This window comes from Paraburkholderia sp. BL10I2N1 (assembly GCF_004361815.1).
In the GTDB taxonomy this organism is placed as follows: domain Bacteria; phylum Pseudomonadota; class Gammaproteobacteria; order Burkholderiales; family Burkholderiaceae; genus Paraburkholderia.
Genome location: NZ_SNWA01000001.1, coordinates 1,756,412 through 1,772,809, shown reverse-complemented (window position 1 = coordinate 1,772,809; position 16,398 = coordinate 1,756,412). Strand labels below are relative to the sequence as shown.

Here is a 16,398-nt window from a genome sequence, read left to right as displayed (position 1 = left end):
ACCCTTCTCGCGATTAACAGGGCTGGCGCGGCGCCAGCCGACCCGGCCTCACCCGATGCTCGACCATTTGAGCAGTTTCGTGACGTCACCCTTGATCTTGCTCGGATTGGGATCCTTGGGAAAACGCATCATCAGGTTGCCGTTCGGATCGACCATGTAGATGTGATCCGTGACCTTCGTACCGCTCTCCGTGGGCAGCCACGCGGCGACTGCGGCGGGATCGGCGATCAGCATGTCGGTGTCGCCGTAGGCATGCTGGATGACGTCCGGCACGCTGCCCGAGTCCATGCGCAGCCATACGTTGACGAGCCGTTCGCGCTCGCCCGCCTGGGTCACACGAATCTGCCGCATGAAATACAGCTTGGTGACGCAGGCCTTGTCGCAGGCGCTGCTGTCGACCGAAATCAGCAGCCAGCGGCCGCGCAGCGACGCCAGCTTCATCGGCTTGCCGTCCTCGCCGGTCACAACGAACGAATCGGGAATCGGACGCTGCGGTTCGACGAGCGTGCCGTAGCTCGTTGTGCCACCCTTCGGCTTGATGACGTAGTACGTCAGGTAGGACACGATCACCGGCGCCGCGCAGACAAGTGCGATCAGGAGTAGCGTCCAGCGGCCGCGATGCCACGAACCTTTGCTGCTCGCGGCCTGGCTCCGGCGGGCGGTTTGGGCCGACGCGGCGGCGTCAGCGGATTTGCCGGATTGCGGCGAACGGGGAGATTGCGTGGACACTACTGAACCTCTTTCAATGATTGCGCGGCTTTCCCGCAGATCGGCGGAAAAACGGCTCGAAAAACGCCTGAAATACCGCGCTCGATACGCTCAGGCGCTGGGTGCGTGCCCGTTCCTCGCGGCGCGGCGGGCGGCGTACAGACCGAAGGCGATCGCCGCGACCGCCATACCCCACCACTGCAACATGTACCCATAGTTGCGTTCGACGCCAGAAATCGGCGTGGGCCAGTCACGCACGAGTTTGTCGCCATCGTCGCTGATCTGCTGGATCACGAACGGTTGCAACGGCAAACCGGTTTCGGCTGCAAATGCGTGGACGTCGAGATTCTGGCGAATCTGCTGATGCGCGGCCGACCCGCCTTGGCCGAGCTCATAAGCCTTGCTGGCGTCCGCGCGCGCAATGCCTTCGATCTCGATTTCGCCCTTTGGCGTGACGTATGGCCCGATGGTCGTGCGCTCGCTCATGTTGCGCGGCAGCCAGCCCCGATTGACGAGCACGTAGCCGCCGTCGCGAAGTTTAAAGGGCATCACGACGTAAAAGCCCGGCTGGTCGTTATACGGCCGATTGTCGAGGTATACGACCTGTTTCGGCACAAAGCTTCCGACCGCGCGCACGCGATGGAATTCAATATCTTTCAGCGCCACCGGCGCGGCGCCGATCGTCTGGGCCGGTGCGTTTTCAAACTGCGTGATGTGCGCCTGCAGCGCTTCCTTTTGATGCGCGCGATCGCGCTGCCAAAAGCCGAGACGCACGGTCACGGCGACGACGATCAGAATCAGCAGCGCGGGCAGCAAGCGAATCTTCATTGCGCACGACCTGGCAACAACCGCCCTGCGACAGGCACGCATGGACAAACGCACGGTGAGATAATGATCATCTTGCGTTCGCGTTCCTGATTACCACCTGGTTCCATGCACATTCTCGTTCCTATCGCTTTCGTCCTCATCATCGCCAGCATGGCTTCGGCGCTCTATTTCATGATGCACGACCGGGGCAAGACGAAGCGGATGGTCTGGTCGCTCGCGACCCGCGTGGGGCTGTCGATTTCACTGTTCCTGTTCATCCTGTTCGCACACTGGATGGGCTGGATCCAGTCGACCGGCATTCCCTATGGTCGCTGAAAGCCATTGAAACTCGCAAGGCCGCGCGATGAGCGGGTCTCCCAAGCGAAAACGCCGCCCTGACAGGGTCGAGGGCGGCGCTGCATCAGTTCTGCGTCCTGCTTTTTGCATCCTTTCCTGCTTTGAACCGCTCACTGCACGTCCCGCTCGAACCTTTCAGGACGTGAGACGGCACGCTGCACACCGAATCACCGGTACGCAGCGATCCAGTATGCCTTACAACCAGTAGACGACGACGTACAGCCCCAGCCAAACGACGTCCACAAAGTGCCAGTACCATGCGGCGCCTTCGAACGCGAAATGATGCTCCGCAGTAAAGTGACCACGGATCAGACGCACCAGCACGACTGCCAGCATCGTGCCGCCGAGGAACACGTGAAAACCGTGGAAGCCCGTCAGCAGGAAGAACGTCGAGCCATACACGCCCGACGCGAGCGTCAGGTTCAGTTCGTTATACGCATGGAAGTATTCGAAGCCCTGCAGGAACAGGAAGGAGACGCCGAGCACGAGGGTCGCGGCCAGCCAGGCAATCGCCTTGCCACGATGATTTTCGCGCAGCGCATGGTGCGACACGGTCAGCGTCGCGCCCGACGACAGCAGCAGCGCAGTGTTGATTGTCGGCACCGGCCACGGCTGCATCGACTTGTACTGCGACACAAGTGAAGCCGGACCGTTGTTCGGCCACACCGCCGAGAAGTCCGGCCAGATCAGCTTGTAGTCGAGGCTGCCGAGTTGATGCATCGCGATCTCGCGTGCATAAAACAATGCGCCGAAGAACGCGCCAAAGAACATCACTTCGGAGAAGATGAACCAGCTCATGCTCCAGCGGTACGAAGTGTCGACCCGCTTGCCGTACATGCCGCTTTCCGACTCGGAGATTGCGTCACCGAACCAGTGCCACAGCGTGAAGAGAAGCCACAGCAGGCCAGCGAGCACTCCAATGGGCGCCCAAGACTCACCGTTGATCCATGCCGCCAGCGACCCAAGCATGACCAGCAGCCCAAGGGCCGCGCTGATCGGGTGCCGCGACGGATGCGGTACGAAATAGTACGGGCTCTCGTTTTGACCGCTCATTCTTGATTCTCCACTTCAGTCCAGTTGTTCCGGAAAGCTCCGGCTGTATCTTCGACGGTGCGTCGGTACCGCACCGCTTCACTCTTATAGCTGAGCCTTTCAGCCCCGTCCTGCCTGTTGCATTCAGCGCCTGATTCCCGCGCTGCTATCCCACTACGGCCCGCACGATCAGAATCAGGATTCCGATGAAAATGGCCGCGCCGATCAGCGCCGCGATAATCACGTGGAGCGGGTTCAGTTGCGCCGCGTCCGCTTCCAGATCGCGCCGCTTGCGCACACCGAGAAACGACCACATCACGGCCTTCATCGACTGGCCGAAGCTGCCTTTCCTGCCACTACCGCCGTTCTGCACCATAACCCCTGACCTCTTCCTGCAGGTGTACTGCCTATGCCGTCAGGCGGGATTCGAGCCTGCTGCCGCGGTCGTGCCGTTGGCCGCCTGCCCCGCTGCTGTGCCACGCGTCGCCGGCGCGGGTGTATTCAGTTCGAAGAACGTGTACGACAACGTGATCGTCTTCACATCCTTCGGCAATTTTGGATCGACGACGAATACCACCGGCATCCGTTTCGTCTCATTCGCCGCGAGCGTCTGCTGCGTGAAACAAAAGCATTCGATCTTCTTGAAGTACTCAGTCGCTTCTTTCGGCGCGTAGCTTGGAATGGCCTGCGCCTGAATCGTGTGGCGCTGCTCGTTCGATACCTGATACATCACCGTCGTCACTTCGCCGGGATGTACATCCATGCTGTTTTGCTCCGGCTTGAAACCGAGCGGGCCGCGCGCGTTCGCGTCGAACTCGATCGATATCGTCCGGCTCATGTCGACCTGCGTGTTCTTCGCCTCGCGCACCGTTGCATCACGTTGCACGAGGTTGTTGATGCCCGTGATCTGGCAGATTGCGCGATACATCGGTACCAGCGCGAATCCAAACCCAAACATCATGAACGCCACGACAACCAGCTTGAACAGCATCGAGCGGTTAAAAGCGCGGTCGGCCCTGGCCGGTGGTTGCGGCGACATCGAACTTCCTCAACAGACCATCGGGTCTGATTCAAGCCAAACCGTCAGGCAAAAAAACACTGCTTGATGACTGCACTCACAAAAAAGACAGCAGCGATGCCTAACAGAATCAGGCCGAGGCGCTTGTTGCCGGCACGAATCTGTTCGGGTGTACGTCTTTCTTGTGAATTCCGGGTCATGCTGACTTTCGGTTGCTTCCGTAAATGCGTGGGTACGTCTGCTGGATTTCGGTCTGCCCGGTCCGGCACGTCGATGAATCGCCGCCGGACCGGGCACCGCTAACTTCGATTATTCAACCGTCGGCGGGTTTTCGAACGTGTGGAACGGAGCCGGGCTCGGCACGGTCCATTCGAGACCCGTCGCGCCATCCCACGGCTTGTCCGACGCCTTCTCGAGCTCGCCACCGCCACGATAGGCAGGCAGCGCGACCGCAAACAGGAAGTACACCTGCGCGAGGCCAAAGCCGAACGCGCCGATCGAAATCACCTGGTTCCAGTCAGTGAACTGCGCCGGATAGTCCGCATAACGACGCGGCATACCTGCGAGGCCGACGAAGTGCATCGGCAGGAACGCAAGGTTAAAGAAGATCATCGACGCCCAGAAGTGGATCTTGCCGCGCGTCTCGTTGTACATCCAGCCGGTCCACTTCGGCGACCAGTAATACCAGCCGGAGAACAGCCCGAAGAGCGACCCCGCCACCAGCACATAGTGGAAGTGAGCCACCACGAAATAAGTGCCGTGGTACTGGATGTCGAGCGGCGCCATTGCGAGCATCAGGCCCGTGAGACCGCCAAACGTGAACACGAACAGGAAGCCGACTGCGAAGAGCATCGGGGTTTCGAACGTCAACGAACCGCGCCACATCGTCGCTACCCAGTTGAACACTTTCACGCCCGTCGGTACGGCGATCAGCATCGTCGCGTACATGAAGAACAGCTGGCCCGTCACCGGCATACCGGTCACGAACATGTGGTGCGCCCAGACCATGAACGACAGGATCGCGATCGAGGCCGTTGCGTACACCATCGAGCTATAGCCGAACAGCGGCTTGCGCGAAAATGCCGGAATCACCTGCGACACGATCCCGAACGCCGGCAAGATCATGATGTACACCTCGGGGTGACCGAAGAACCAGAAGATATGCTGGTACATCACCGGGTCGCCGCCACCTGCCGCGTTGAAGAACGACGTGCCGAAGTGACGGTCGAACAGCACCATCGTGATCGCACCTGCCAGAACCGGCATCACGGCGATCAGCAGGTACGCCGTAATGAGCCACGTCCATGCGAACATCGGCATCTTCATCAGCGTCATGCCCGGCGCGCGCATGTTCAGGATCGTCACGACAATGTTGATCCCGCCCATGATCGACGACGCACCCATCAAGTGGACTGCGAAAATCGCGAAGTCCATGCCCGGGCCCATCTGCGTCGACAGCGGTGCGTAGAGCGTCCATCCCGCAGCGGTCGCGCCCCCCGGCGAGAAGAACGAACCGACCAGCAGCACAGCGGCCACGGGCAGCAGCCAGAAGCTGAAGTTGTTCATCCGCGCGAAGGCCATGTCGGATGCGCCGATCTGCAACGGAACCATCCAGTTCGCGAAGCCGACGAACGCCGGCATGATCGCGCCGAACACCATGATCAGGCCGTGCATGGTGGTCAACTGGTTGAAGAACTCAGGCCGCATGATCTGCAGACCGGGCTCGAACAGCTCGGCACGGATCATCAGCGCCATCACGCCCCCGGACAGGAACATGACGAACGAGAAGATCAGGTACAGCGTCCCGATATCCTTGTGGTTGGTGGCGAACAGCCAGCGACGCCAGCCATGCGGCGTCTCATGGGCATGGTCGCCGTGCACGTGCTCGTGGCCCGCGACTACATCGTGTCCGATGCTAGACATGACAATCTCCTAAAACGAATGCTGCTCTGCTGACCGTGACACGTCAGGCCGCCGGGCTGATCTCAACACGCCGGGCCTCTTTCGCGTCGGTGCCGCCCGTGATCGTTTCCGGCTTCTTCAGAATAATGTGGTCTTCGGCGATGCCCGCTGCCTTCAGCGCGTCGCGCACGGCTTCTGCACGGCTCTTTGCGAGCTTCGCGTTGGCATCGGCCGAACCCGTCTTGTCAGTGAAGCCAGACAGTGTGAACTTCGCATCAGGGTGCGCCTTTGCGTAGGCGGCCGCGGCATCGATCGCGGCCTTCGCGTCGTCCGGCAGCGTGCTCTCGCCCGTGGCGAAATAGACGCTCGCCGGCAAACCTGCCTGCGGCTGCGAAGCGGCGCCGTCCGAACCGGCCGACGCTGGCGCTGCAGCGGAAGCTGCTTCCGCGCCGCTTGCTGCTGCAGCATCGCTCGCGCTCGCTGCCGCTGCGCCGGCCAGATGGTCGCCGCCTTCCGGAAGCCGGCCGTTGCGCGCATCGGCGATTTGCTTCGGCTGGAGAATGTCGCCCGTGTGGTTGCCCCACGAGTTGCGCTCGAACGTGACGACCGAAGCGATCTCGACGTCATTCAACGTCGGCGCCCACGACGGCATCGCGTTCTTGCCTTTCAGCACGATGCTCACGTGTTGCGCAAGCGGACCGTTGGCGATCTTGCTGCCGTCGAGCGCCGGGAATGCGCCTGCGCCCTTGCCGTTCGGCTGGTGGCAGACTGCGCAGTTCGCTGCGTAGACCTTGCCGCCACGCTCCGTCAGTTCGGCAAGCGTGTAGGTCCTGTTGGGATCGTCGGCGCTGGCAGCCATTTTCTTCTGCTCGTCGTCGACCCACTTCGCGTAGTCTTCAGCGGAGAGCACCTTCACGACGACCGGCATGAACGCGTGCTCCTTGCCGCACAGCTCGGTACAGAAGCCGCGGAACGTGCCGACCCGGTTAGCCTTGAACCACGTATCGCGCACGAAGCCCGGAATCGCATCCTGCTTCACGCCGAATGCCGGCACGTACCACGAGTGGACGACGTCGTCCGCGGTGGTGATGATGCGGACTTTCTTGTCGACCGGCACGACGAGCGGGTTGTCGACTTCCTGCAGATACGTATCCGAAATCGGCTCGCGGCCATCGGTCTGGGCACGCGGCGTGCTGAGCGTGGACAGGAAGTTGATGCCCTCGCCCGGCCCCTTCACGTACGTGTAGCCCCACTTCCACTGATAGCCGGTGACCTTGACGGTGAGATCGGCGTTGGAGGTGTCCTTCATCGCCACGACAGTCCTCGTGGCGGGAAGCGCCATCAACACGACGATCACGAACGGGACGATCGTCCAGATGATTTCGACGGTGGTGCTTTCGTGGAAATTGGCAGCCTTGTGGCCTTTCGACTTGCGGTGGGCAAAGACCGAATAGAACATCACGCCGAACACAGCGACGAAGATCACCGTGCACAGGATCAGCATGAACGTGTGGAGGCTGTAGAGCTCCTCAGCGATTCTTGTCGCCGGCGGCTGGAGATTGATCGCGTTGACGGCAGGGCCGCCCGGACTATCGCCGACTGCCAGGGCGGCGCCGGCGAACAGCAACCCGCTTAACGCCAGCACGCCCATGAGGGCTCGCTTGATTGTTTTCATAGCTTCCTTACCCAAAATTTCCATTCAAACCCTCGACCCCGCTGGAAGGCTTTCCCGCGCTACCTGGGAACGGCTCGCGATTCAGTGCGTCTAATCACAGCGCCTGAGCCACATGCGCAATTCGCCGGCGAACTGCGCACGCCGGTGCTGCGCCAGGTGCTGCCCGACCATGACCGTCTGACCGCGTGAAACCAGTGCAATCCGGTCACGCGACCTTGCCCCGGCTTCGACCCGCACCCAGCGCGGATTGAATTCGAACTGCGTGATCTGCTCGGCACTTACCTGCTCGATCACCAGCCGGCTCGGAAACAGCCGGATGCGTTCGTAATCGACAGCATGACGCGCATATATTGCAAAGGCGACGCCGACCGCCAGCAATTCCACACCCGTGAACGGCAACACCAGCCAGGCGCCGTACAAAACCGGCATGAAAACAATTGCCAGCGAGAACAAGGCGAGCGACACATAGAAACATACGAACTGCCGGGGCGATGCTGAGCAGTTGCGTTTCATCGTCCAGTCCTTCAGGACCGTTTCTGAATCCGTCAGCAGATCAGTCGCTTCCATCGCTGCCTCCCTGAACCGCCAGTCACCGCCACTTCGCGCCTCGGGCCTGTCGCCCCAAATGTGGGAACCCCGAGCGACAAACTGACGCATTATAGGCGCGTTCTATGGCATCCACAAGCAACGCTCTATCGGCTTGCAAGCCAGGCGCGACAAGCCTCTGCGCCGTTTTGACGCACCCCTTCGACGGCTTTTGGCCCGGTAATTTCAGACATAACAGATGTCCTCTTTACCGCATCACCGATTCTTCGATGAACCTCTTCCAATATCTTCAATACGCACGATGCCATGCCCTTCGGCCGTGGTCCGGGGCACGGCTTTCCACGCGTGTCCGTAGATGACTTCGAAGGTGAGCGGGATCGTGCCGTCCCCACACCGGCGCGCTTCCAGCGCCGTCAGCAGCGCTCTGTGCAGACGCCGGGAGGATGCACCGGAGGCGGCTTCGCGCTCGAATGGATACGCGCCCCAGCGGCGCACATCCGCAAGCAGCGACTCGGGCGATTTGTAGGTAATCGTCAGCGTTTCCTGGTCCATGACCGGGATCTCGAAGCCGCTTTCGATCAGCATGTCGCCGAGATCGTGCATGTCGACGAAATCGATCACGTGCGCGCGCGAGTTCGCGCCGTGGGCGGCCTCGACTTCGGCCCAGGCGCCACGCAACTCCTTGAGCGTATCGGGGCCGAGCGTACTGAACATCAGCAGGCCGTTCACCTTCAGCACGCGCTGCCATTCGGGGAAAACGAGATCCGGGCGCGAATGCCAGTGCAGCGCCAGATTGGACCAGATGAATTCGAATGCGCCATGCGCGAACGGCAGCGCCGAGAAATCGGCCTGAGCGAAGCGCGGGCCGCGTGCGCCGAGCGCCTTGCCAATCGACGCAGGCAGAAAGCGGCGCCAGCTCGTGTCGCCGGCGTCGTGACGCAGCGCGCGTGCGAGCATTGCCTGTGACAGGTCCGCGCCGTATACCGGCGCCTCGGGGAAGCGTTCGCGCAGAAGCGGGAGGTCGTCGCCGGCGCCGCAGCCGGCATCGAGTACGCTTGCCGGGCTGACCTTGATGTAGTCGAGACGCTCGCGCATGCGCTGCGCGATTTCGCGCGGCAGGAAGGCCACATCGTCGAAAGTCGCGGCGCGGCGGTCGAAAATCCGCCGCAGACGTCGCGAGTCATAGGCCGGACGGCTTGATTTTGCGGTTGTTGGGGGCATGTCTGTCGAACTGGCGAAGAGTGCGAAGTATACTCGCTCGCTCCTATCGGTTCAGCGCAGGAGGCCTTCGCGGGCGTTTCAGCCATGGCATTCCCGGCCTTTTCTTCATCACCCGGTCAACAATCCGTGCCCGTCGCGGATCGCTTTCGCTCGCTATGGCTTCGCGCTGTGCAGTTCGCGCTGCCCCCTCAATGCGCGCTCTGCGGCAATTTGTCGCAGAACCGGTTGTGTGAAGCTTGCGATGCGGCTTACTGGAACGAAGCGCAGCTCAGATGCACCGTCTGCGCGATTCCCCTTTCCGGATTCCGGCGCGCAAAAAACGGACCCTATCGGTGCGGTGACTGCATTTCGATGCCACCCGCCTTTGACGCGACACTCGCGCTCGCCGACTATCGCGCGCCGCTCGACGCGCTGGCGCTTGGCCTGAAATTCCGGGCGCGACTGATGCTCGCGCGCGAATTCGGCGAACGTCTGGCGCGTGAGGCGGACAGTGCACTCCCACCGGCGCAGCGGCCCGATGTGGTTGCGCCCGTGCCTCTCGCTCGGCAGCGGCTGATTGAACGCGGCTACAACCAGGCGTGGGAAATAGCGAGGCCGATCGCAGTCGCGTTGGGCGTGCGAAGCGATCCGACGCTGATCCGGCGCGTCATCGATACGGCACCGCAGTCGCGGCTCGACCTCGACGCGCGACGCGATAACGTGGGCCGTGCGTTTGCTGCTGCAAAACCGGTACGCGGCCTGCATGTGGCGATCGTCGATGACGTCATGACGTCCGGCGCCACTCTCGAGGCGCTGGCGCGTACGCTGAAGGCGGCGGGCGCGCGGCGTGTCACCAACTTCGTCGCGCTGCGTACGCCGAAAAACTAGCATTCAACCTGTACATACCATGTTCAACGTTGTTCTCGTCGAACCCGAAATTCCGCCCAACACGGGCAATGTGATCCGCCTGTGCGCCAATACCGGTGCGCGGCTGCACCTGATCGAACCGCTCGGTTTCCCGCTCGACGATGCAAAAATGCGCCGCGCGGGACTCGACTATCACGAGTACGCGCAAATGCATGTGCATGCCGATTGGGATGCCTTGATCGCCGCTGAAGCGCCGGATCCCGCGCGCATGTTCGCGTTCACGACGCGCGGTTCTGGACGCTTTCATGATCACGCGTTTCTCCCGGGAGACTGGTTCGTATTCGGCGCTGAGACGCGCGGCCTGCCCGATGCGGTACTGAACCGGTTCGCCGGCGAACAGCGCGTGCGACTGCCGATGCGACCCGGCAACCGGAGCCTGAATCTGTCGAATACGGTAGCTGTCGTCGTGTTTGAAGCCTGGCGTCAGGCGGGTTTCGAAGGCGGTGCCTGACGGCTCGCCAGTTCGTCTTCATAGCGCCGGAACATCGCTTCGTCGAAGCAGGCAAAGATCACCTGCCCAATTGCCGGAGTGCGGTGCAACGTGTCGATCACGGCGCCAACGGCAATGCGCACCGCCTCGTCCGCGGGAAAATGGTAGATGCCGCAGCTGATCGCCGGAAACGCGATGCTCCGGCAGTTCGATTGCTGCGCGAGTTCCAGCGACCGCTGGTAGCACGACGCGAGCAGATCCTGCTCGCCACGGTTGCCGCCACCCCAAACGGGCCCCACGGCATGAATGACCTGTTTTGCCGGCAGGTTGTAGCCACCGGTAATTTTGGCGTCGCCAGTCGAGCATCCGCCTAGCTTCTCGCATTCTCGCAGCAGACCTGAGCCCGCCGCCCGATGGATCGCTCCATCGACGCCACCCCCGCCTAGCAGTGACGTGTTTGCCGCATTGACGATCGCGTCGACGGCGAGCGTCGTGATATCGACGGCTCGCGCTTCGAGCCTGCAGTGTCCGATTTTGAGCATGGAAACCTCCGCGTCCAGTACAGCCAGCCGTATTCTGGTGGACAGCAGGAGGCTTCGTCGGTTCAGGTAAGAATTCGTAGCGCTGTTCGCGGCGCCAGATGGCGGAAACAGCCCGGCGCTGAACCGCCGGGTTGCCCATTACTCCGCTTTTGAATCGCGGCGCAGCAGCGCACTGACGGCATCGCGGGGAGCGACGCCGTCGAACAGCACGGCGCAAACCGCCTGCGTGATCGGCATCTCGATCGCATGCTCGCGCGCGATGCCAAGCACTGCCTGCGCACAGCGCACGCCTTCAGCAACGTGCCCCAGGGCGCCGAGGATATCGTCTAGCGAACGGCCAGTCGCGAGTTGCACGCCCACGGTCCGGTTGCGCGACAGGTCGCCCGTGGCGGTGAGAATCAGATCGCCGAGACCGGTCAGGCCGGTGAACGTTTCCGCGCGACCGCCGAGCGTCACGCCAAGACGCGACATTTCAGCAAGCCCACGCGTAATCAATGCAGCACGGGCATTGAGACCCAGCCCGAGACCATCCGAAATTCCGGTCGCGATGGCAAGCACGTTCTTCACCGCGCCACCGGTTTCCACACCGACGACGTCGTCGCCCGTATAGATGCGCATCGCTCCGTGATGGAACGCAGCGACAGTCCGTTCGCGACACTTGGCCGACGTGCTGGCGACCGTCAGCGCGACCGGCAATCCTTGCCCGACTTCGCGGGAGAAGCTCGGTCCGGACAGCACGCCATAGCTCGTGTGTTCCGCCAGTTCAGCAGCGACAACCTGATGCGGCAACAACTGCGTATCGGCCTCGAAGCCCTTGCAGAGCCACACGAAGTGGGCCGGCACGCTGCCCGCATCGCGCATTGCGCGAAGCAGCCCGCGCAGGCCTGCGACCGGCGTCGCGACAACGCACAGCGCATCGTCGGCCGCGCAGTGCGCAAGCGCCGCTGCCAGGTCCGCTTCGTAGCGCAGCGCGCGCGGCAACGCAACGCCCGCCAGATAGCAGGTGTTTTCGTGCGTCGAGGAAAGTTCGGTGACGAGCGCGCTGTCGCGCGCCCAGAGCACCGTCTCATGCCGCCTGGCCAGATGGCCTGCGAGAGCGGTGCCCCATGCACCAGCGCCGAGAACGGCGACCTTCATACCCGGCACCGAGCGCGACCGTTAGTGGGTCGCGTTGCCGTTGGGCACGCCGTCCTGGCCGCCAAGCTGCGCGAGACGCTGCTCGTACAGCGCCTGGAAGTTGATTTCGGCGAGGTGGATCGGCGGGAAACCTGCGCGGGTGATTGCGTCGGCGATGTTCGAGCGCAGGTACGGGAACAGAATCGTCGGGCAGGCAATGCCGACGAGCGGATCGATCTGTTCCACCGGAATGTTGCGGATATCGAAAATGCCGGCCTGCTTGGCTTCGATCAGGAACGCGACCTTATCCGAGACCTTGGCGGTGACCGTGCCGGTGACGAGGACTTCAAACACGCTCTCCGCGAGGCGCTCGGCCTTCACGTCGACTTCGACTTCGACCGACGGCATTTCCTGTTCCAGGAAAATGGCCGGCGAGTTCGGCTGCTCGAGCGACATGTCCTTCAGATAGATGCGCTGGATATTGAAGAACGGCTGGGTATTCTCGTCAGACATGATTGGGTGGTTTCCTGGATGAGTTCGTTACGGCGGGTCTGATTCACTGGGGAACAGCCCGCCGGATCTGTGCGGCGCGCAGCGCCGATACGACGCGGAGGTTGCAGCGAAGCTTTGCAAACTTTCGTTACGCAGCAGCCTCGAGCAGCGGCATCAGACCGCCCGCGCGATCGAGCGCGGACAGGTCGTCATAACCGCCAACGTGCGTGTCGCCGATGTACACCTGCGGCACAGTCCGCCGACCGGTGCGCGTCATCATTTCTTCGCGGCGCGCCGGGTCTTTGTCGATGAGTACTTTCTCAACGTGCACGACGCCGCGCGACTTTAAAAGACGTTCGGCCATCTGGCAATACGGACACACCTGCGTGCTGTACATGATCACTTTGTTCACTTCGCAACTCCTTGTTTCACGACCGGCATGCCGGCTTGCTGCCAGGCGTTCAGGCCGCCTTGCAGCACATGGACTTCGGCATAGCCCGCATCCTGTACGATGCGCACCGCCTTGTGCGACTGCTGGCCGGTCTGGCACACCAGCAGCACCGGATTGCTCTTGTTTTTCACGAGTTGGCCGACTTTCGCCTGCAACTCTGCGAACTCGATATGGCGTGCCGAAGGAAGATGACCATTGGCGAAGTCCGCCGACGGACGAAGGTCGATGACCACGGCATTGCGCCGGTTGATCAGTTGGGTAGCCTCGGCAGCGGAAAGGCCGCCGCGGCCACGGCGGCTGATCGCCGGCCACAGGAGCAACCCACCGGAAATGAGGGCAACCGCAACGAGTACAAGGTTTGTGTAATCAGTGAAAAACTTCACGGAAAATCCGCCGAAAAAAGGAGAAATCGGAAAGGGCGATCCGCCCATTATAAAATAACCCTCTGACGCGATGGCGGCGTCCCCTGCGGCCCAGAAGCCGTCCTCGCTTTACCGCTTCCTAACTACCGACCGGCACCATGTACAAACTCGTTCTCATCCGCCACGGCGAATCGACGTGGAACAAGGAAAACCGATTTACCGGCTGGGTCGATGTCGACCTCACCGAACAGGGCAACCGCGAAGCCCGGCAGGCCGGCGAGTTGCTGAAAGAGTCGGGCTACACGTTCGACATCGCCTACACTTCGGTGCTAAAGCGCGCGATCCGCACGCTGTGGCACGTGCAGGACGAGATGGACCTCATGTACCTGCCGGTCGTCCATTCGTGGCGCCTGAATGAACGTCACTACGGCGCGCTTTCGGGACTCAACAAGGCCGAAACGGCAGCGAAGTACGGTGACGAGCAGGTCCTCGTCTGGCGCCGCAGCTACGACACCCCGCCTCCGGCACTCGATCCGTCCGACAAGCGCACCGCCTACAATGACCCGCGCTACGCCAGGGTCCCGCGCGAGCAGCTGCCGCTGACCGAGTGCCTGAAAGATACGGTCGCGCGCGTGCTGCCGATCTGGAACGAATCGATCGCACCGGCCATGAAATCGGGCAAAAAGGTACTGATTGCTGCGCACGGCAACTCGATCCGCGCACTGGTCAAATACCTCGACGACATCTCCGATACGGATATCGTCGGGCTGAACATCCCGAACGGCGTGCCGCTCGTCTACGAACTCGACGAGAACCTGAAGCCCATCAAGCACTACTACCTTGGCGACGCTGACGCCATCGCCGCCGCTCAGGCAGCCGTCGCCAAACAGGGCAAGGCGGGCTGATCACGGCCCCCAAACCCTGCGTCGACAGGCAAAGGACGGATGTCGCCCGCACCGGTAAGCGCCACCGGAGTGGGCGACGTCCCTCGATAGGAACACCTCGTGTGCCTGTTACCGAACATTACTTCCACACCGAAGCCGTGGTTGCCAGAACCTGCGGGGCCGACCGCTGTCGAACCCCGATCATCTGCAGCCTGCACTCGCGCACTTGGCGCGCGCCTGTGCAGTTATACTTGTCCGTCCCTTCTCTTTGACGCTGCCACGCGCTTCCGACCGCAATAGACTCTATGCGAAAGAACCTGAAAAATATCGGCCTGATTGCCGCGGGCCTTGCTACTGGCGTTTTTGCCACACTGCAACTTTCTGCCTCGGCCCAGCAGACTGCGACTGTGCCGCTGCCGCTTGACCAGCTTCGGCTTTTTGCAGAAGTTTTCGGGCAGATCAAGCATGAGTACGTCGAACCGGTCGACGACAAGAAGCTCCTCACGGCCGCGATCAAGGGCATGGTGTCGAGTCTCGATCCGCACTCGTCGTATCTCGACAAGACCGACTACGAAGAACTGCAGGAGCAGACCAAGGGCCGTTTCGCCGGTCTTGGCATCGAAATCTCGTCGGAAGACGGGCTCATCAAGGTGATTTCGCCGATCGAAGACACGCCGGCGTTCCGTGCTGGCATTCGTCCGGGCGACCTCATCACACGCATCAACGACAAGCCTGTGCGCGGCATGACGCTCGACCAGGCCGTCAAGCAGATGCGCGGCGAACCGGGCACGAAGGTCACGCTGACGATCTTCCGCAAGACGGACGACCGCACGTTCCCGCTCACCGTCACGCGCGCGATCATCAAGGTTCAGAGCGTGAAGGCGAAGATCGTCGCGCCGGGCTACGCGTACATCCGCATCACGAGCTTCCAGGAACGCACCGTGCCGGATCTGTCCGCGAAACTGCAGGACATCGCCCGCCAGCAGCCGAACCTGAAGGGTCTCATCCTCGATCTGCGCAACAATGGCGGCGGTTTGCTGCAAAGCGCGGTGGGCGTCGCGGGCGCGTTCCTGCCGCCGGATTCAATTGTCGTGTCAACCAACGGCCAGATTCCGGACTCGAAGCAGGCCTATCGTGACACTTACGATAACTACCGCCTGCCATCGTTCGACGGCGATCCGTTGAAGAACCTGCCGGCCATCTTCAAGACCGTGCCGATGATCGTGCTGACGAACGCGTACTCCGCGTCGGCGTCGGAAATTGTTGCAGGTGCGCTGCAAGACCAGCACCGCGCGCTGATTGTCGGCAAAACAACGTTCGGCAAGGGCTCGGTGCAAACGGTGCGTCCGATGACGGCGGACACCGCGCTGCGCCTCACCACCGCGTACTACTACACGCCGAGCGGGCGCTCGATCCAGAACAAGGGCATCCGCCCGGATATCGCTGTCGATCAATACGCGGAAGGCGATCCGGACGACGCACTTGTGACGCGCGAAGTCGACTATTCGAACCACCTCGCGAACACGCAGGATCCGAACGAGAAGAAGGAACAGGAACAGCGCGAGCAGGAGCGCATGGACCAGTTGCGCCTGCTTGAAGAACAGAACGACAAGAAGACGCCGGAACAACGCCAGAAAGATCGCGATCGCAAGCCGGTCGAGTTCGGTTCGACCGACGACTTCATGCTGCAGCAAGGCCTCAATAAGCTGGAGGGCAAGCCAGTGCAGGAATCGAAGTCGCTGACCGAGCGCCGTCTCGCGCAGAACAAGCCGCCGCAATCGGCTTCGGCGCCTGTCGCGGTGAAGCCGGCGCTGTCCGTCACGCCGGGCGCCTCTGACCCGGTAGCGGACCCCGCGCCTGCATCAGCCCCCGTCCCGGCTTCGCAGGCCAAGTAACGTTTCACGCCTCACATGCCTTCGCGGCGCCCGCTGCGAAGGCATTTCCGTTAG

Annotated in this window: 20 protein-coding genes; 5 read left to right on the top strand and 15 right to left on the bottom strand. The window is 62.0% G+C overall.

What is annotated here, in order from left to right:
• Positions 1 to 48 precede the first annotated feature (48 nt).
• The gene (locus B0G77_RS08295) at positions 49 to 597 is read right to left on the bottom strand and encodes a cytochrome C oxidase subunit I (protein ID WP_243751110.1); all 549 of its coding nucleotides are present in this window, start codon (positions 595 to 597) and stop codon (positions 49 to 51) included.
• A 222-nt stretch (positions 598 to 819) separates the two neighbouring features.
• Complete coding sequence (locus tag B0G77_RS08290; protein WP_133661694.1) at positions 820 to 1,536, bottom strand: SURF1 family protein; 717 nt, start codon at positions 1,534 to 1,536, stop codon at positions 820 to 822.
• A gap of 105 nt (positions 1,537 to 1,641) precedes the next feature.
• Between B0G77_RS08290 and B0G77_RS08285 the strand changes: the two genes are divergently transcribed.
• Positions 1,642 to 1,851 (top strand): twin transmembrane helix small protein, encoded by a 210-nt coding sequence (locus B0G77_RS08285; RefSeq protein WP_133661693.1) that lies wholly within the window; start codon positions 1,642 to 1,644, stop codon positions 1,849 to 1,851.
• A gap of 216 nt (positions 1,852 to 2,067) precedes the next feature.
• On the opposite strand, the gene B0G77_RS08280 is transcribed toward B0G77_RS08285, so the two are convergent.
• The 8 genes from B0G77_RS08280 to B0G77_RS08250 form a co-directional block, all read right to left on the bottom strand.
• On the bottom strand, positions 2,068 to 2,925 hold the full coding sequence (locus B0G77_RS08280) for a cytochrome c oxidase subunit 3 (protein ID WP_133661692.1): 858 nt from the start codon (positions 2,923 to 2,925) through the stop codon (positions 2,068 to 2,070).
• Between the two features lie 145 nt (positions 2,926 to 3,070).
• Complete coding sequence (locus tag B0G77_RS08275) at positions 3,071 to 3,280, bottom strand: DUF2970 domain-containing protein (RefSeq protein ID WP_133661691.1); 210 nt, start codon at positions 3,278 to 3,280, stop codon at positions 3,071 to 3,073.
• A gap of 39 nt (positions 3,281 to 3,319) precedes the next feature.
• Positions 3,320 to 3,943: a cytochrome c oxidase assembly protein gene (locus tag B0G77_RS08270; protein WP_133661690.1), complete on the bottom strand. Its 624-nt coding sequence runs from the start codon at positions 3,941 to 3,943 to the stop codon at positions 3,320 to 3,322.
• Positions 3,944 to 3,987: 44 nt separating this feature from the next.
• Entirely contained in the window at positions 3,988 to 4,122 is a 135-nt protein-coding gene (locus tag B0G77_RS44140) for a cytochrome oxidase small assembly protein (protein ID WP_243750956.1), read from the bottom strand.
• Between the two features lie 109 nt (positions 4,123 to 4,231).
• Positions 4,232 to 5,845, bottom strand: coding sequence for a cytochrome c oxidase subunit I (gene ctaD, locus B0G77_RS08265; protein ID WP_133661689.1), 1,614 nt, complete (start codon positions 5,843 to 5,845; stop codon positions 4,232 to 4,234).
• Positions 5,846 to 5,888: 43 nt separating this feature from the next.
• The gene (gene coxB, locus B0G77_RS08260; RefSeq protein ID WP_133661688.1) at positions 5,889 to 7,523 is read right to left on the bottom strand and encodes a cytochrome c oxidase subunit II; all 1,635 of its coding nucleotides are present in this window, start codon (positions 7,521 to 7,523) and stop codon (positions 5,889 to 5,891) included.
• Between the two features lie 66 nt (positions 7,524 to 7,589).
• Positions 7,590 to 8,066: a DUF2244 domain-containing protein gene (locus tag B0G77_RS08255; protein WP_133661687.1), complete on the bottom strand. Its 477-nt coding sequence runs from the start codon at positions 8,064 to 8,066 to the stop codon at positions 7,590 to 7,592.
• 234 nt (positions 8,067 to 8,300) lie between these two features.
• Positions 8,301 to 9,266: a methyltransferase domain-containing protein gene (locus B0G77_RS08250; protein WP_133661686.1), complete on the bottom strand. Its 966-nt coding sequence runs from the start codon at positions 9,264 to 9,266 to the stop codon at positions 8,301 to 8,303.
• 84 nt (positions 9,267 to 9,350) lie between these two features.
• On the opposite strand from B0G77_RS08250, the gene B0G77_RS08245 reads away from it, so the two are divergent.
• Entirely contained in the window at positions 9,351 to 10,133 is a 783-nt protein-coding gene (locus B0G77_RS08245) for a ComF family protein (protein ID WP_133661685.1), read from the top strand.
• Between the two features lie 19 nt (positions 10,134 to 10,152).
• Complete coding sequence (gene trmL, locus B0G77_RS08240) at positions 10,153 to 10,623, top strand: tRNA (uridine(34)/cytosine(34)/5-carboxymethylaminomethyluridine(34)-2'-O)-methyltransferase TrmL (RefSeq protein ID WP_133661684.1); 471 nt, start codon at positions 10,153 to 10,155, stop codon at positions 10,621 to 10,623.
• On the opposite strand, the gene B0G77_RS08235 is transcribed toward trmL, so the two are convergent.
• The 5 genes from B0G77_RS08235 to B0G77_RS08215 form a co-directional block, all read right to left on the bottom strand.
• Positions 10,596 to 11,144 (bottom strand): O-acetyl-ADP-ribose deacetylase, encoded by a 549-nt coding sequence (locus B0G77_RS08235; RefSeq protein ID WP_133661683.1) that lies wholly within the window; start codon positions 11,142 to 11,144, stop codon positions 10,596 to 10,598. The two genes, trmL and B0G77_RS08235, sit on opposite strands and share 28 nt — an antisense overlap.
• 138 nt (positions 11,145 to 11,282) lie before the next feature.
• Positions 11,283 to 12,281: an NAD(P)H-dependent glycerol-3-phosphate dehydrogenase gene (locus tag B0G77_RS08230; protein WP_133661682.1), complete on the bottom strand. Its 999-nt coding sequence runs from the start codon at positions 12,279 to 12,281 to the stop codon at positions 11,283 to 11,285.
• A 21-nt stretch (positions 12,282 to 12,302) separates the two neighbouring features.
• Positions 12,303 to 12,773 carry a protein-export chaperone SecB gene (gene secB, locus B0G77_RS08225; protein ID WP_133661681.1) on the bottom strand — a complete coding sequence of 157 codons (471 nt, stop codon included), beginning with the start codon at positions 12,771 to 12,773 and terminating at the stop codon, positions 12,303 to 12,305.
• Between the two features lie 127 nt (positions 12,774 to 12,900).
• Positions 12,901 to 13,164, bottom strand: a complete 264-nt coding sequence (grxC, locus tag B0G77_RS08220) for a glutaredoxin 3 (RefSeq protein WP_133661680.1) — start codon at positions 13,162 to 13,164, stop codon at positions 12,901 to 12,903.
• Complete coding sequence (locus B0G77_RS08215) at positions 13,161 to 13,586, bottom strand: rhodanese-like domain-containing protein (RefSeq protein ID WP_133664073.1); 426 nt, start codon at positions 13,584 to 13,586, stop codon at positions 13,161 to 13,163. Before B0G77_RS08215 ends, grxC begins: the two co-directional genes overlap by 4 nt.
• 137 nt (positions 13,587 to 13,723) lie before the next feature.
• Between B0G77_RS08215 and gpmA the strand changes: the two genes are divergently transcribed.
• Entirely contained in the window at positions 13,724 to 14,470 is a 747-nt protein-coding gene (gpmA, locus tag B0G77_RS08210) for a 2,3-diphosphoglycerate-dependent phosphoglycerate mutase (RefSeq protein WP_133661679.1), read from the top strand.
• Between the two features lie 284 nt (positions 14,471 to 14,754).
• Positions 14,755 to 16,344 (top strand): S41 family peptidase, encoded by a 1,590-nt coding sequence (locus tag B0G77_RS08205; protein WP_133661678.1) that lies wholly within the window; start codon positions 14,755 to 14,757, stop codon positions 16,342 to 16,344.
• Positions 16,345 to 16,398 lie beyond the last annotated feature (54 nt).

Excerpts from the sequence above, each read along its gene's own strand:
- B0G77_RS08290 (WP_133661694.1), bottom strand. The coding sequence starts at position 1,536 with ATGAAGATTCGCTTGCTGCCCGCGCTGCTGATTCTGATCGTCGTCGCC.
- B0G77_RS08285 (WP_133661693.1), top strand. The coding sequence starts at position 1,642 with ATGCACATTCTCGTTCCTATCGCTTTCGTCCTCATCATCGCCAGCATG.
- B0G77_RS08280 (WP_133661692.1), bottom strand. The coding sequence starts at position 2,925 with ATGAGCGGTCAAAACGAGAGCCCGTACTATTTCGTACCGCATCCGTCG.
- B0G77_RS08275 (WP_133661691.1), bottom strand. The coding sequence starts at position 3,280 with ATGGTGCAGAACGGCGGTAGTGGCAGGAAAGGCAGCTTCGGCCAGTCG.
- B0G77_RS08270 (WP_133661690.1), bottom strand. The coding sequence starts at position 3,943 with ATGTCGCCGCAACCACCGGCCAGGGCCGACCGCGCTTTTAACCGCTCG.
- B0G77_RS44140 (WP_243750956.1), bottom strand. The coding sequence starts at position 4,122 with ATGACCCGGAATTCACAAGAAAGACGTACACCCGAACAGATTCGTGCC.
- ctaD (WP_133661689.1), bottom strand. The coding sequence starts at position 5,845 with ATGTCTAGCATCGGACACGATGTAGTCGCGGGCCACGAGCACGTGCAC.
- coxB (WP_133661688.1), bottom strand. The coding sequence starts at position 7,523 with ATGGAAATTTTGGGTAAGGAAGCTATGAAAACAATCAAGCGAGCCCTC.
- B0G77_RS08255 (WP_133661687.1), bottom strand. The coding sequence starts at position 8,066 with ATGGAAGCGACTGATCTGCTGACGGATTCAGAAACGGTCCTGAAGGAC.
- B0G77_RS08250 (WP_133661686.1), bottom strand. The coding sequence starts at position 9,266 with ATGCCCCCAACAACCGCAAAATCAAGCCGTCCGGCCTATGACTCGCGA.
- B0G77_RS08245 (WP_133661685.1), top strand. The coding sequence starts at position 9,351 with ATGGCATTCCCGGCCTTTTCTTCATCACCCGGTCAACAATCCGTGCCC.
- trmL (WP_133661684.1), top strand. The coding sequence starts at position 10,153 with ATGTTCAACGTTGTTCTCGTCGAACCCGAAATTCCGCCCAACACGGGC.
- B0G77_RS08235 (WP_133661683.1), bottom strand. The coding sequence starts at position 11,144 with ATGCTCAAAATCGGACACTGCAGGCTCGAAGCGCGAGCCGTCGATATC.
- B0G77_RS08230 (WP_133661682.1), bottom strand. The coding sequence starts at position 12,281 with ATGAAGGTCGCCGTTCTCGGCGCTGGTGCATGGGGCACCGCTCTCGCA.
- secB (WP_133661681.1), bottom strand. The coding sequence starts at position 12,773 with ATGTCTGACGAGAATACCCAGCCGTTCTTCAATATCCAGCGCATCTAT.
- gpmA (WP_133661679.1), top strand. The coding sequence starts at position 13,724 with ATGTACAAACTCGTTCTCATCCGCCACGGCGAATCGACGTGGAACAAG.
- B0G77_RS08205 (WP_133661678.1), top strand. The coding sequence starts at position 14,755 with ATGCGAAAGAACCTGAAAAATATCGGCCTGATTGCCGCGGGCCTTGCT.